The organism is Pedobacter zeaxanthinifaciens (genome assembly GCF_003313335.1).
In the GTDB taxonomy this organism is placed as follows: domain Bacteria; phylum Bacteroidota; class Bacteroidia; order Sphingobacteriales; family Sphingobacteriaceae; genus Pedobacter; species Pedobacter zeaxanthinifaciens.
This window is the reverse complement of record NZ_QMHP01000008.1, coordinates 1-16561: the sequence shown is the minus strand read 5'-3', so window position 1 is coordinate 16561 and position 16561 is coordinate 1. Positions and strand designations below refer to the sequence as shown.

The 16561-nt window shown below is 38.6% G+C and carries 8 protein-coding genes; 3 read left to right on the top strand and 5 right to left on the bottom strand.

Annotated elements, in window-relative coordinates; all coding sequences use genetic code 11:
* The first annotated feature begins 269 nt into the window (after positions 1-269).
* Both DUT68_RS12890 and eptA read left to right on the top strand, forming a co-directional pair.
* Positions 270-1121, top strand: a complete 852-nt coding sequence (locus tag DUT68_RS12890; RefSeq protein WP_113638628.1) for a phosphatase PAP2 family protein — start codon at positions 270-272, stop codon at positions 1119-1121.
* Positions 1090-2628 (top strand): phosphoethanolamine--lipid A transferase EptA, encoded by a 1539-nt coding sequence (gene eptA / locus DUT68_RS12885; protein ID WP_113638627.1) that lies wholly within the window; start codon positions 1090-1092, stop codon positions 2626-2628. The genes DUT68_RS12890 and eptA overlap by 32 nt, the downstream gene beginning before the upstream one ends.
* 39 nt (positions 2629-2667) lie before the next feature.
* Here the strand turns inward: eptA and DUT68_RS12880 are convergent, their stop codons facing one another.
* From DUT68_RS12880 to DUT68_RS12860, 5 genes are all read right to left on the bottom strand, one after another.
* On the bottom strand, positions 2668-5721 hold the full coding sequence (locus tag DUT68_RS12880) for an efflux RND transporter permease subunit (protein ID WP_113638626.1): 3054 nt from the start codon (positions 5719-5721) through the stop codon (positions 2668-2670).
* Between the two features lie 17 nt (positions 5722-5738).
* On the bottom strand, positions 5739-6803 hold the full coding sequence (locus DUT68_RS12875) for an efflux RND transporter periplasmic adaptor subunit (protein ID WP_237088336.1): 1065 nt from the start codon (positions 6801-6803) through the stop codon (positions 5739-5741).
* A gap of 31 nt (positions 6804-6834) precedes the next feature.
* Positions 6835-8214, bottom strand: coding sequence for a TolC family protein (locus DUT68_RS12870; RefSeq protein WP_113638625.1), 1380 nt, complete (start codon positions 8212-8214; stop codon positions 6835-6837).
* Entirely contained in the window at positions 8214-8858 is a 645-nt protein-coding gene (locus tag DUT68_RS12865; protein ID WP_113638624.1) for a TetR/AcrR family transcriptional regulator, read from the bottom strand. Before DUT68_RS12865 ends, DUT68_RS12870 begins: the two co-directional genes overlap by 1 nt.
* A 110-nt stretch (positions 8859-8968) precedes the next feature.
* Positions 8969-14476: a T9SS type A sorting domain-containing protein gene (locus DUT68_RS12860; protein ID WP_113638623.1), complete on the bottom strand. Its 5508-nt coding sequence runs from the start codon at positions 14474-14476 to the stop codon at positions 8969-8971.
* Positions 14477-14840: 364 nt separating this feature from the next.
* Between DUT68_RS12860 and pruA the strand changes: the two genes are divergently transcribed.
* Positions 14841-16475, top strand: coding sequence for an L-glutamate gamma-semialdehyde dehydrogenase (gene pruA, locus DUT68_RS12855; protein ID WP_113638622.1), 1635 nt, complete (start codon positions 14841-14843; stop codon positions 16473-16475).
* The last annotated feature ends 86 nt before the right edge of the window (positions 16476-16561 follow it).

The window sequence follows — 16561 nt, the reverse complement described above, 5'->3', positions numbered from 1 at the left end:
AGCATAGCTTCTCTATACGGCATTGCGGAAAACCAACCAATCCTACTGTTTAAACGTGGCAAATGTTATCTGCTTGTCTCCCTGACCTCTACAGCTAATTTATTACCTACCCAACACAACAATAGGGTAAAAAAACCCGTTTTGGTAAAAAGAAATGTATGACTATATTTACAACGCAAGTTGTTACCAAAGTGTTTAACAGGCTAATAGCTAGGTTAAACCAAACATCGTTGCCAACCAAACAATAAACCGAACAAACTAAATTTACAATGCATAACTGCGAAGCAAAATGCTTTAACCAAGCTGATGCTGAAAATTTTGCAAAAGTTAGGCCTTCCTGCTTTTTATTACCAGTGGGTTTGCTATTGGCCATTGCATTTTTTTTGTACAAAGAAGATGCGCTAAACATCGATTCGTACAGGCAAATACAAAAGGGTGCTTTTTATTACGTTAATTCAAGGCTATCTCAATTTCCTAACTTAGAATTTAACCTAACCCAACTGGGGGATGCACTGGTGCTGCTTTCGTTCCTCACCATTTTTATTATCCGCCGACCTAAAATTTGGGAGCATCTAATTACTTCGTCATTAGTGTCGCTGCTAATTACTTTTGTGCTGAAAACTTTTTTTTCGGTTCCTAGGCCTGCAGCTACATTTAACAATAGCAGTTTTACCATTATTGGCGATACACTCACCTGCAATAACAGCCTTCCATCGGGGCATACCATTACCATATTTACAACACTAACTGTTTTGATGTATGGCTTTATGCCTAAAGCTTTAAAAAACAGAATTTTATGGTGCCTTTTCATCATGGCAACGGGTCTTTTTATTGCGCTTAGCAGGGTAGCTGTAGGCGCACATTATCCACTTGATGTGCTTATTGGAAGTATTGTTGGCTATATTTGCGGCATAACAGGAATTTTAGTATGCCAGAAATACAATCTTTGGGGTTGGATATGCGAAAGAAAGTACTATCCAATTTTTATTGGTTTATTTTTGATTTGCTGTTTTGTTCTTATCACAAAAATCACCAGTAATAACCTTTTTATTTTTTACCTATCCATCGTCAGTTTAGCTTTTTCATCCTATGTTTTTACAAAAGCTTGTATCAAAAGATAAGATCAAATTAATCCATTTCGTATTAGTCATTAGCGGTCTTAATTTTTTATTATTTCACTTTCCATTTTTCTCCTTCGTTTTTAACAACCTCGATTATAAAAGTTTTACCGGCATCAGTATCGTTATCTCTTTGGTAGTACTAATGTTGGTGTTAAATGCTTTTGTGTTTTATCTGATTTATTCGGCCTCAACAGTGGTGGGCAAATGTCTAACTGTACTGTTTTTTCTTGTTAATTCGGTTGCCGTATATTTTGTAAACAGCTACAATGTCATTATCGATGAAAGCATGGTAGGCAATGTGCTCAATACCAATTACGCAGAATCAAGCAGTTTCTTTTCATTTAAGCTGATTCTATATATCGTGTTTTTTGGGATTTTGCCTTCCATTTTTGTAATCAAAGCTACTATTGTTAAGGATAGGCTTAAAAAATTCCTGATCAAATCGTCATTAACTTTGGTATTTATTGCCGTTTTCATTTTTGCCAACGCAAGTAATTGGCTTTGGATTGATAAATATTCCAAACAATTAGGTGGTTTGGCTATGCCTTGGTCGTACACAGTAAATCTTTGTAGATTTTATATCCATAAGGCTCAGGAAAACAAAGAAGAAATCTTACTTCCTAATGCCACCATCGCAAATAACGAAAAATCAGTAGTAGTTTTGGTCATTGGCGAGTCTGCAAGAAGCGAAAATTTCTCTCTTTACGGGTACAAGAAAAACACCAATCCTTACCTTTCCAAAACGGAAAATTTGCACACATTTAAAGCAACATCATGTGCTACTTACACTACAGCTGGTGTAAAATGTATTTTGGAACACACGGAAAGCGACGACTTGTACGAAATTTTGCCTAACTACTTATACAGAAACAACGTTGACGTGATTTGGCGAACGACCAATTGGGGCGAACCACCTGTACACATCAAAAATTATCAAACCAAAGAAATGTTAGATAAAGATTGTAAGGGCGATGGTTGTAATTACGATGAGGTGCTTATAACAAATTTAAAGCAGCAAATTTTAGCGAGTACCAAAAGTAAGATTTTAATTGTACTGCATACCTCTACCAGCCACGGGCCAACTTACAGCAAAAAATACCCTGCTAACTTTGAAACCTTTAAACCAGTTTGTAGCAGTGTGGAGCTAGGCAATTGTTCGCAAACGGAACTTGTTAATGCGTACGATAATACCATTGTTTACACTGATTATATTTTACACCGTATTATTGAGGATTTACAGCAACTTAAAGATTACAAGAGTGCCATGCTTTTCGTTTCGGACCATGGTGAATCTTTAGGAGAGAAAAACCTCTACATGCATGGACTTCCGATGAGCATTGCGCCCAACGAACAATTCGATATTCCTTTTATTGTTTGGACTTCCAAAGATTCGAAGCAGCTTAAGCCTATCAATACAGCTTCTCAACACCATGTATTCCACAGTGTGCTAAATTTCCTTGATATTAAAAGTTCGGTTTACAACGAGCAATTGAGCATTTTCAAGTAGGAAATTAATACCGACGGCTTTGCACCGCCGGTATGATTTTTATTGGGCTTGATTGATTTTAGGTGGCATTAACTTGTAAACTACCGGCGTAATTATCCTCGAAAGCAAGGTGGAACTAATTAATCCCCCAATCATTACAATAGCCAGTGGTGATATCAGCGGATTACTTGACATTGCAATGGGCAACAAACCACCAATTGCAGTTAGTGAGGTCAAAATAATTGGCAAGAAACGCACTTCCCCTGCTTCTTCAATAGCTTCGTTCAGTTCTTTTCCTTCGGCCCGCAGTTGGTTGGTAAAATCAACCAAAAGGATAGTATTTTTAACTTCGATACCTGCCAAAGCTACAATTCCAATGGTAGCCACAAACGATAGTGAATTGCCAGTAACCATTAGCGCCAATACCGCACCAACAATACCCAACGGAATTACAGACAGTACAATTAACGTACTTTTGAAGGTTTTAAACTCCAGCACCAACACCGCCACGAACATAAATAGCGTTACTAAAATAATGCTACCAAAACCACCAAATGATTGATTTCGACTTTCCACTTCGCCACCCATTTGAAAATGGTAGCCAGCCGGCAAAGCCATTCGTTTCATCTGAGCTTCCACATCCTTAATTACTTTATCATTTAAGTAACCCTTTTGCACAAACGAGTTTACCGAAACTGTACGTACTTTATTTTGATGATTGATACTTAACGCCGAAGTTTCCAATTTTAAACTGGCCACTTGCGATAAAGGAATGGATGTGCCCATTACGTTGTTGACGTACAAGTTATCAAACACTTTAAGCGAAGGATTTGAAGCAAATTTGGTGGTCAATAAAATGTTATAATCATCGCCACTTGATTTTGGATTGAGAAACTTACCAACTTCAAAACCTGCAATAGCCATTCGTACCGTACGGTCGATATTGATCATAGGAATGCCTAGGGCCAAAGCCTTTTCTTTATTGATATCAACCTTAATGTCTGATTTTAAATTCTTCAGCGGATTGTTAACGTAAATAGTGCCTTCGGTTTTCAGCAGCAAACTTTCGGTTTTAGCGGCCAACTGGCGTAGCGTATCTAAATTATCTCCAAATATCCTCACCTCCACTGGAGAAATAATTGGCTGCCCTTGTTCAAAATCCTTCACCTCCACTTTTGCTCCTAAATATGGCGACCATTTGGCTCTTAGCTTTTCAATTAACGCCACTTTTTGGTCGGCACGCACATCTGGATGCAATAGCACAAAAATTTCAGAAAAATCTGTTCGTTCGTTAGTTTGCAACAAATTGTAGTAAATACGCGGATTTCCCTTACCTACATTGGAAGCAAAATACTTCACTTCGGGAATTTCCTTCAGTTCTTTTTCAATTTGTTTGGTGATTGAATCGGTGTACTTTAAGTTAGATTGCAAAGGCGTTGATACTGCTACAATAAACTGTGGCTTTTCCGATGCTGGGAACAAGCTAAATCCAATTACTGGAATTAAGGCTACCGAACCTGCAAAAATCAAAACGCCAATAGCAATAGTAACAAGAGGTTTTTGCAAAGCTTTATCAAGCAATTTGGCGTAAGAACCATGAATGATTTTTTGTAACGTACGCAGAAAGATATTACCATGTACATCGGCATGCGGCTTCAATAACTTACTTGATAAAAATGGCACTACGGTAAGCGCTACCAACATTGAAGCAATTACCGAACAAATTACAGCCACGGGCAAACTTCTGATAAATTCACCTGAAGCCTCTGGCATAAACATCAATGGCATAAAGGCAATAACCAAAGTAGCGGTACACCCCACCACGGCAACGCCAATTTGTTTGGTAGCCAGCAAAGATGCTTGTAACCGGCTATGACCATCACGCATCCATCGTTCAATATTTTCTACAACTACAATGCTATCATCCACCAATAAACCTAAGGACACCACCAAACCTACAATACTCAATTGGTTTAAGCTAAAGCCAAGCAGGTTGATCAAAATAATTCCTATGGCTAAGGATAAAGGTATAGAAACCATTACCACCAACGACGCCCTTGTTCCCAAAGGTAATAGCGTAATGAGCACCAAGCCAATGGCGATTAAAAAATCTATCCCCAAACCTCCCAAACGGGTATTTACATTATCTGCCTGATCAAACATTACATGCTGATCAATATTAGCAGGCAACGTTTTTTTGAATTGATCTAATACTGGAAGATAAGCTTCTTGTGTTTGCGTAATGTTGTTACCTACCTTTTGTGCCGCGGTTACAAATACACACCTAAATCCGTTTAACCTCGTAATATGTTTCTCTTGCGAATAATCGAAATAAACCTTTGCAACGTCACTTAAAGTGGTGTTTTTGCCCCCGTTACTAGCAACTATGGTATTTTTTATCTCATCAATACTTTGGTAATTTCCGCTTGTTTTAATATTAACCGATTTGGTACCAACATCAATGCTACCTCCAGGAATATTTGCCACTTCACTTTGAATGGCATTGCTTACTTGGGTAACTGGAATACGTAATAAAGCTAGTTTCTCTAGGTCTAAATCCACTTTTACCAGCTGATCGGAAATGCCATACACATTTACATTTTTAAGTGTAGGAATTTTCTCCAACTCGTCTTGTAAATCTTCAGCGGCAGCTTTCAGTTGATCCGTAGAAGCGTTCTCCGATACCAATGCAACTTGTAAAATATTTACGTCCGATGGAGATATTTTTTGAACCTCCATGGCATAAATTTCCTGTGGCAAATTGGCACGTTCGCTATTGGTTTCCCTCACCAGCTCTTGGTATTTGTCGTCAACATTTACACCATATTTATACTCTACTACAAATACAGCTAAGCCATCTCTAATGGTAGTTTTAATGGTTTTAATATCATCAAGCTCGTAAATACGTTTTTCAAGCGGCTTCACCACCAGCTCTTCCATATCTTTAGGGCTTGCTCCCGGGTACACCACAATTACCGGAAAGTTAGGCGGGTTCATATCAGGATCCTCGGCCCTTGGCATATTTAAAACTGTAGTAATTCCCAAAGCCATTACCATTAACACCATAATTAAGGTGAATTGATAATTTTTTACTGCGTAATCTGAAATCTTCATTGCTAATTATGGCTTAGTTACTTAACTACTTTGATTTTCGAACCATCTGTGAGGTAGGCGCTGCCCGATATAATAACCGAACCCACATTTTCCAAACCGCCCAAAACGGTAATTTTATCTTTTTGCACAGCACCCAGTTGCACCTTTACTTTCTTGGCTGTTTGATTATCGTTGGTAACAAATACGTAGCCCTCATTTTCACCACCATCAAGCAAAGCATCATAAGGCAGGCTATACGCGGTTTGTTTGGAAGTTGGATAAATGGTTGCCCTACCAAACAGACCAGCGGCCAAACCTTTTAAATCACCGCTTTCCAGAGATAATTCCACACCGAAAGTGCCGCTTTGCGGATCAATACTTTCTGCTTTCCTGCTCACCTTTGCCTGTAATATTCTGCCTTGTAGCGCTTCTGAAGTAATACTCGCTCTGTCGCCAATTTTTAATGCCGACCATTGGCTATCGCTTAAACCAACTTTCAAGATCCATTTTCCTTCGTTTGCACCGTTAACCTGCAACACTGGCGTACCGGGACCAACAATCTGTCCATCATTGGCTAACTTGCGTAAAACATAGCCATTTTTAGTAGCTCTTATGGCGGTGTAACCTTCGTTAAACTTAGCCGACTGCAGTTGTTGCTTGGCCACCTCCAAAGCTGTTCTTGCATTTTGCAATTGCTCCAAAGTGGCAACACTGTCTTTGAAGAGCTTACTTGCCCTTTCATAGTCACGTTGTGCCTTTTGTAGCGATAGCTGTACCTGCTCAACTTGCGAACCTATTTCCGTTGGATTTACCGTAGCAAGCAATTGTCCTTTAGTGATTTGATCGCCTTCTTTTACATAAATGCGGTTAATTACACCCCCATTTTTAAAAGAAAGCAAGGTTTCATCATTAGTGGTAAAATAGCCAGAAGTAACAATTTGTGCATCAGCATTTTCAGGCGTTAAACTGATCACTTTAACAGGTATCGTATCTTGCTGGATCATCACCTTTTCTCTTTCTTTACCTCCTTTACAGGCAGATAAAATGGATATTACTGTAACCGGTACAATAAGTACAAAGCTTTTGATTTTTGCGTTGATCATATTGAGTTGTTTAATCTTAAATGGTAATAATTTAGTTAATTGGGAAAGATGCCGTTTCACGTTCCAAATTAGTGAGGGCGATTAGCGTTTTGTATAAATTGATGTTTACTAAAATTTTTGCCGAGGTATATTGATTTCGGGCGTCAACCGTTTCAACAAAGGAGTTGGCTCCAGCCAAATAACCTCTATCAATTAGCCTTAAATAGGTTGAGGCAGCTTCCAATTGTTTTAAAGACGACTGATAGGTTTGATAAGCCGAACGCAAACTATTTTGAGAAGTTTTAGCAGCCAAATTGAGCTGTTGAGCAACCAAATTAGAATTGAGTTCAGCATTTTTTAAATCCAGGCTACTTTCCTTCAATTTGTTGCTATTGCGATTACCTGAAAAAATTGGCACTTCCAACTGTAAACCCACCATGTAGTAACGCGTATTGGAATTAAATTTAAATCCTTCTGATTGCGTACCTACATCCAAAAAAGCTCCCAGTTTTGGCACCGCGAACTGCCCGTTCATTTTCTGTACATTCCTATTAATTCCCTCTAACTGCTGCAAGGCCTTCAGCTCCTCTCTCTCGCCCACGGCGTTTAAACCAGCTAGTAAACCTTCTACCTTTGCTAAGTTTGCTTGATCTTGACTTTCAACTTCAACCGCTTCGTTTGCATCTCTGTTCAACAAAAAATTGAAATACAATCGGGCGTTATTTACTTTTTGTTCAGCATCAAGCAGGGTGGCATTTGCATTTTCAACTTCGCTTTGCGACCTTAACACATATGCAGGTAAACCTTTGCCGTTTTCCAATAACTTTTGGTTTACACGCAGTCCTTCTTTTGCCAGCTGCACGCCAGATTGGTAGATATCTACCGCAGCTAAAGCACTCAAATAATTGTAATAAGCCGTTTTAATTTCTTTGACCAAATCTCGCTTATAAACTTGCACCTCAAATTCTTTTAGCGTGGTTTGTTGCTTCGCTATTTTATTGCTGTAGATGATATCCGTATTGATGATTGGTACGGTAGTTCTCAATTTAGCATCGTGGAAATTTTTAGGTAAAAAGTTGATGGTTTGATTTTCCAACATCGGAAACCGATTAGTTCCAGTAATTTGATTTAGGGTTTGATAAACAGGATTCATCAAATCGCCCAACGGCAACGGAATATTACGGCCTCCATCTGCTGTTTGATATGCCGCCTGCAAATTAACGGATGGCAAAAACAAGCCTTTAGCTCTTTTTAGCGCATACTGTGCTTTTTCTAAAGAGATATTCTTTTGTTGTAGAACGATGTTATTTTTAAGACCAAAATCGATATAGTTATTAAGCGCATTTTGAGCATTTGCTTTAAAAAAACCAAACACAACCACAAACAATAAAGCACAAACCGATTGCTTACATATTAACGGTGTTAATTTCATTATTTTATTCCTTTTATTACAGATATTAAAGTGTTAAATGCCGATTCCAACGTAGATGTGTTTTCTTGGTTCGGCAAGTGTTCTTTTACTACATGATCCAAATGTCCCTGAAGCTTCAAACTACAAATGCCATGTATCGTAGACCATATGTAAAGCGCCATGGCATGGAGCTCAATACTACTGAAATAGCCTTTATTCTGACAATCGGCAACGGTATTTACTAAGGCTCCAAAAGCAGCTCCGCCTTCCTCCCACTCACTAGCACAACTTCTGTTCACAAAATCTATAGGTTCTTTCATAATGAACATAAGCTCATAAAAATCAGGATTATCCAAAGCAAACTTGATATAAATGCGCCCCATGGCTTTTAGTCTTTCAAATGGCTCATCCACATTTCTAAGCACATCAAACTGCATAGCCAACGATTTAAAACCTTCCTGATGTAAGGCATAAATCACATCACCCTTATCTTTATAGTAGAGGTAAATAGTTGTGGGACTAATTGCCAGCTTATCGGCAATTTTCCTGATAGAAACCTCATCATAACCATGCTTCAAAAACAGTTCCTTGGCCACTTCTAAGATGCGCCTACGGGTTTCTTCCTTTCGTTCTAAGCGTTTATTTTTAACTTTCGTTTCTTCCATTACGCAACAAATATAATTAACAGTGTTAATATTTTTAAAAAAATAAAATTTTTGACAAAAAAAAGAGGGAAAACTTTCGCTTCCCCTCCTGTTTATAATTGTAAAAATTGTTACAGTTTAACGATTTTCTTAGATACGTTTCCGCTGTCTTTAACCACTTGAAGGATATATGATCCAGCAGCTACCCCAGCAACATCAAGCTCAATCGGCTGTGAGTTATCGGCAGTTTTGGTTTTTAGCGTTTTACCTGTTAAATCAGTAAGCATTACCTTAACGGTTTCTTTATTATCCGAACCAACATTTACAAATAATTTGTTAGTTACAGGATTTGGATAAGCCACTACCGATAAGTTTGCTAAACCTTTAACAAATTCAGTGTACTGATCAAAAACTTTTCTATCGCCATTATGATCAGTTTGTGCTAAACGATAGTAAGCCGACTGCGAAAAGCTTTTATCTAGAAACTCGTAGTTAACTACCGCAGCAAAATTGTTTTGGCCTGAACGGGTGTGGATCACAAAGAAATCTTTACCGTTAAAGCTTTTCTCTATTTCAAATTTTGCCACATCTTTTTCTTCCGCGGTTGTCCATTTCACCAAAGCACCGCCATTAGTAGCCTGTGCTTTAAATGCAATTAGTTTTACTGGAAGAACATTTAAGGCAGTTTTTGCAAACGTAAACACACCGAAATTAGCATTAGCGCCCGAAAGCATTGTACCAACGTTAGCGCTTACATTGTTTGAAGTGTTTCCTGCATCAACCCATGAAGTTGAACCTGTATCAAACCTAGCTACTTTTGCATCAGCTAAGGCAAAGCTACTGAACCCAGAAGTTGCGAAATCATAAGTACCCAAGTTTACCTTAGCACTACCAGTTCCAGAAATTCTGTTAATTGCCCAATACTCTTTGTTACTAATATAACCCAACACCGCATTGTTAAAACTTGTGGTGTTGCTATAGCTTGATGGGAAATATTGGAAATCAAAAGCTGATGTAGAAGTTAACTCGGCAATACCAACTAAAGCCGAAGCCGAAGCATTACCAATAATCATGTTAGTAGCACCTGAAGTACTAGCATTTAACAAGGTTACTTTACCATTAACGTAGTTAGCAGGCTTAGTTAAGTTGAAAGAAATTGTTTTAGCTCCATCTAAAGTAAGACCTTGGTTAGCGGTTAATTTACCTTCGGTTACAGTAAAGTTTTCATTAACTTTTACCTTGTTTGAGAAAGTTACTTCTTTAGCAAGCGCATTTAAAGTTAAATCACCGAACATAATTTCATCGGTAGTATTGTTATCGATACTGAAAGTGAACGCCTTAGTAATGGTACTGTTGCCCATGTTGAAATAAACTGCATCATCATTCTGTAACACGATATTGAAGTTATCAGGCACTTTACTCAACGCATTAGCCTTATTGGTGGTTAAACCAATAAATGCTTTTTGAGGCTGAATATTTACATAGCCAGTTAAGCCGTTATCAACACCGTCCAAAATTTTAGCTTTAACCGCTACTAGGTCATCAAAATTTGTTGATGTTCCTGTATTAACCGCACCAAACACATTGTATGACGCATCGATATCGGCATCGAAAGGTAAAATATTAGTTGTATTAGTTACATTTTGTGCCCCATAAAGCGCCGTTAAAGCAGCACTAGTACCAGATACGGTAGCATCTAATGAAATGTATTTATCTAAGCTTGCATTAAATGTATTTTTATCTGCATCCGAACCGCCAATTTTAGCATTAGTTAAAGGCTTAATTAATGCCGCAGCGTTGTGGTTTAAGAACAAAACTCCGGTACCACCATTCACCCCACTACCATTAAACGTATTGGCAGTAATGGTTAAGTTTTTAGATTCTACTGCAGATTGAGCTCCACTTGTACCTTCTTTACTTGAGAATACAATTGAAGCGAAATTAGTGTTAGACGCATCTTGAAATGGCGTGAAAGTATTGCCAGATAAAGTCACATTGTCTGATCTTTGGATAAAAGCACCAATGTTCGAGTAGTTTTGGATCGTATTTCCACTTACCTCAATAGTAGCAGCTACATTTCTAGTTCCACGTACTTCTAAATACGTAGCCAACGAGTTAGCTTGCGACATTTGAACAATTTGAGAACCGATGGTGTTGTTGGCAATTTTATGCGCACCAGCATCAGCACCAATTACTGATACCATACCACCTGTTACGTTATTGTATGAGAATTCTAAACCAGAAGCACCTGAACCAATTTGGCCAGCTTGTAGTACATAAAATGCACCAGCAGTATTTGCATCTAATGCCGAACCACCAATTTTACCATAAACGTTGTAAGCATAAAACGCCCTTCCGAACAAGTCAGGAGTTAAGGTACTATAAGTTACCGCATTACGCACTACACTAACTTGGTTTTTAGGCAAAGCCGGACCACTAGATAATCTACCTAACTTCAATGCGTAGCTATCAAAAGCCAATCCAGTAGTAAAGGTTTTCATACCTTTGAAAACGTTGTCCGATACTTCCAAATTGTTGAAATTATCAGTCGACGTAGTTCCAACGCCAATCATTGCGTTGCCAGTTTGAGCTATTTGGAATTCAAAGTTTTGTACTTTAACGTTAGCAGCATCTACTTCAAATAAAGTTTTATTTGTTGCATTACCCACACCGTTAATTACAGGTTTTGTAGCAGGAGCGCCTCCATTACCTCTAAGCGTAACACTTTTGTTGATTGTTACTGCATCGGTTAATGTATAAGTTCCGCTCTCTACGTTAATAACGTGTCCATTTTGAGTGTCTGAATCGTTAATTGCATCTTGAATAGTTGCAAAATTCTCCGTAGTGGTAACGTTTCTAATAGGGAAGTAATAGGTTACTTTACCTACATTGTTATCATCGCCCTTATCGAAAATCAAAGCATCTAACAATGTTCTTTGCGCTTGTGTTAACGAAGCTACTGTTCTTAACTGGCCGTCAACATAAAAGCTGTTTTGATCAGCACGGATATCAGTTGACCAATAACCAGTAGTGGTTGATGAAATATTGCCTCCATATTCTGGATATCCAGCTAAACCAACATTACCACCATCCTTAGTAGCGTTTAAATTATTGTTATCCAAATAAAGATATGTACCGATATTATTGTTAAACACATTCAATTTTCCAACCGCACCAACGGTGAAAGTTCCAAATTGTGGACTGGCATTATCATGGTTATAAAAAGCAATTGCTCTTGAACCTACCGAACCTGCTACACCATTGAAAGTATTACCTACAATGTTGGCAGAAATTGGAAGCTTTGTATTGGCCGATGAAGAAATCGTTTTTGTATTTACAGAGATAATTTGGAAATAATCGCTTGCATTTTTAACCGGCGTAAATGTATTTCCTTCAACATCAATATTTTGGAAGTTTTCCAAACTCATCAACCAATAGTGATTCCTAACCTGATTGTTAGTAAACGACACTGGCTTATTAGCGTTGTTGTTTTTAAATCTAACCAAAGCAAAGGTTGGGAAACCACCTAGCAAATAGTTAAAATCATTATTCTCAACTAATGTACCACCATAAGGTGCATTAGGTTCAGAAAATTCGATACCACCACCGTTAAAAATATTATTTCTTAAAATACTTTGTCCTGGCGTAGTTTGAAAACGGTTAGTTACATCATGATTAACTGCAATAGTAGTATTGTTTTCAACCAACACATTATAGTTATCAACTGCTACTGCCGCCCTAAATGCAGCTACGTTTGCAGGTGTTGGATCATTAGTGTAATTAACTGTATTTCCTTGGAAGGTAATTAAACCCGAAGGATTTGAAGCATTGGTTACTCCAGGAATAGCTCTCCCAGAGATGTTAATACCCACCGCGTTGCGATCAGTATATGCTGCTGCATTACTCGTTGCCGATCTTACAGCGTTGATGTTATTGTTAACAATGCTTAAGCCAGCTACATCACCATTGCTAATCACTGCCGACCAAATTTTGGCCAAGTCAACCTCCATAGTTACGTTTTTGATCGTAACGTTAGGAGCCGAAACTTTAAAAATAGCCGGTGTGATAACGCCTGAGCTGATAGCAGCGCCAGTATATTTCACCGTTCTATTGCTCTTGTCGATACCATCTATAGTTAATGATTTATCAACCACCACCAACTCATCAAATGTATTTTGAGAAAGCTCTAAAGTATTGCCTGCAGCTGCATATTCAACAGCTAAATTAATGGTTGCGTAGTTGTTTTTCTTGGTAGCGTTAAAAACAAATTGGTTATCACCTAAATAAGTGCCACTAGCAAACTCATCACGGGTTTGCACACTGTTGCCAGTAGCTAGGTTATTCCCACTTAGCAAAATGCTGGCTGAAAAAGGAGCGTTACCTCTATTGAAATAAGTACTTCCCGAAGCAGCCTGATCTGCATCGCCAACATTATTTTTCACATAGTTAGATGCATTTCCAGCTTGACGTTGAATACCGATATCACAGTTACTAACTGTATTATTTTTCACTGTCATTCTCACACCTTCAACCACAATTCCATAACCCTCGCCTATGGCGTTAGGTTGCTGAAAGCCCGAGATGGTATTGTCTTTAATTACTACACCACTTGGCACATCAATATATCCTGATGGGTTACCAGAGGTGAAAGACCTTCTAAAAACAGCAATACCAGCAATATCCCTGAATTCTGCACCAATTATAGCAGCACCTGCATCAGCACGCGTAATCGTATTATTTTTCACAATAATAGCTCCGTCAGCTAATTCATCGTCAACACCTGATCCCGCCGGATTTTTAATTTCGATACCATACCTTTTTGCTACAGTAATGTTGTTGTTAGCAATGATGTTAGCGCCACTTCCAGCCATCATGCCTAAAACGCCGATAGCGCTATCACTTAAAGTTGAACCCGCAATTAAAGTGTTGTTTGAAATGTTAACACCTGCTGAAGTACCGTCATTCAAATCAATACCACAGCAGCTAGTAAATATTACATAGTTGTTTGTGATTGATACATTTGACTTAAGATTGTCCCAAATGGCAATTCCACGAGCCGTAGCTCCAGGACCGTTATTTTGCACAGCACAACCTTGTATTGTAACATTGTTGATACCGCCTGAAATAAACACCCCACCTCGCCCATCCACCGTACAGTTGGCATTAATCTGTAAGTTAATTAGCGATAGGTTGTTTGAATTAGCGGGAGCAAAAAAACCTTCGGCACTGTAGCCTACAATGGCCAAATCCCTAACGGTAACATTTGTTCTAGTCCCCGATAACTGAATCCCGCGGCCCGTTCCACCGCCGGTAATAATGGTTTGTGTAGCGGCGTTAGGCGCCGTTGGAGCAGCATTTCCGTTTGCACCAGAGCCGGCACCCATTAATGTAATATCACTTCTGTTGATGGTTACATTTTCAGGATAATTTCCTGCAGCAATGTTAATGGTAATGTTAGTTCCTGCAGCTGTGTTAATAGCTGCTTGTATAGTTTTGAAAGCGTTGGCTTGCGATAAACCGTTGTTTGCATCGTTGCCTGCCGCGACGTCGACGAAATAGGTTTGCGCATTTACGGATTGGAGTGCGAACAACAATCCTACAAACAGCATAGGCAGTGCTTTGAGTAGAGTTTTTCTCATAATTGATTTGATTTTAAAAGAACTTTATTCCTAAAAGGAGTATAAATATAAACAACATTTATAATAAATTTATATTTTTTACGTTTATATGCGTCGTCGTCTTAAGTAGGTCGAACAAATATCTTTCAGAACTGTTTTATTTTTTTTATAAAATTGATGAAAGCGGCCTTTTAGTTTGCGAAACCCCTCTATTAATCTGCATGTTATCTAGCAGTTGAGGATAGCGCAAATTACAGTTATCATTACTTAAATAAAATACCGGGATCTTGGTATATGTGATTCAAATTCAGCTCGGTATTTGAAAAACTAACGGTTGCACTATGCAAAATTAAAGCCCTATATTTGCGCCAAACTTATACTTATTATGCTTAAAGGATTTTTTAATGTTCCAAGCCCAGTTAACGAGCCCATTTTGGGTTATGCACCTGGAAGCAACGAACGAAAACTATTAAAATCGGCGCTTGCCGAATGGAGGTCTAAAGTAATTGATATCCCAATGTATATTGGCGACAAAGAAGTATTTACCGAAGAAAAAGGTAAAATTACGCCTCCACATGACCATAAACACCTTTTAGCCACCTACAGCAAAGGAACTAAAGCACATATCCAACAAGCTATTGATGCGGCATTAGCTGCCAAAGCTAACTGGGAAAATTTGGCCTGGGAGCAAAGAGCTGCCATTTTTCTTAAAGCGGCAGATTTACTTGCTGGACCTTACCGATATAAAATTAACGCAGCAACAATGCTTGGCCAAAGCAAAAATGCATTTCAGGCTGAAATTGACTCTGCTTGCGAACTCATCGACTTTTTACGTTTTAACGTAAGCTACATGTCGGACATTTATAAGCAACAACCTCCGGTATCACCTAAGGGAAGCTGGAACAGGGTTGAGCAACGACCACTAGAAGGTTTTGTTTTTGCATTAACACCTTTCAATTTTACTGCAATAGCTGGAAACTTGCCTTCGTGTGTAGCTATGATGGGCAATGTGGTGGTTTGGAAACCTGCCAACACGCAAATTTATGCAGCCAATGTGATTATGGAAGTTTTCCGCGAAGCAGGTTTACCTGCAGGTGTAATCAACTTGGTTTATGCCTCTGGACCTGATGCAGGCGACGTTATATTTGCACATCCTGATTTTGCAGGCATCCACTTTACTGGCTCAACTGGAGTTTTTCAGGACATCTGGAAAACAATTGGGAATAATATCCACAAGTACAAAACCTATCCTCGTATTGTTGGTGAAACTGGCGGTAAAGATTTCATCCTTATCCACGGTTCAGCAGATGCTGAAGTTTCCAGCACAGCTATTTTACGTGGCGCTTTTGAATACCAAGGACAAAAATGTTCAGCCGCATCAAGAGTTTATATTGCAAAAAGCAAATGGCCTGCAATTAAAGAATTTCTTCTAAGAGATTTAGCGACCTTGAAAATGGGGCCTACCGAAGATTTCAGCAATTTTATTAACGCTGTGATTGACGAAAAGTCTTTCGATAAACTTGCTAGCTATATCGATGCTGCCAAAAACGATAAGGGTGTAGAAATTATTGCAGGCGGAAACTATGATAAAAGCACTGGTTACTTCATTGAGCCAACGGTTATTGTAGCTGAGGATCCTAAATACACCACCATGTGCGAGGAGCTTTTTGGACCAGTACTAACAGTTTATGTTTACGAAGATGCTGATTTTGATGCAACATTAGAATTAATCGACAGCACTTCCATTTATGCATTAACAGGCGCTGTGATTGCACAAGATAGATATGCAATTGAAAAAGCTACACATGCACTTCGCAATGCGGCCGGTAACTTTTATATCAATGATAAATGTACTGGAGCTGTAGTTGGTCAACAACCTTTTGGCGGTGCTAGAGGAAGCGGTACTAACGACAAAGCGGGATCAATGATTAACTTGTTACGCTGGGTATCTCCACGCACCATTAAAGAAACTTTTGATCCACCAAAAGATTATACTTATCCATTTTTGGCAAACGATTAATTAAATAGCCAAGTAAAGGAAGACGCCCCATAAGGCAGTCATGGTCGGAAGATTTTTCTTCCGACTTTTTTGTTTTAAAGAGATTG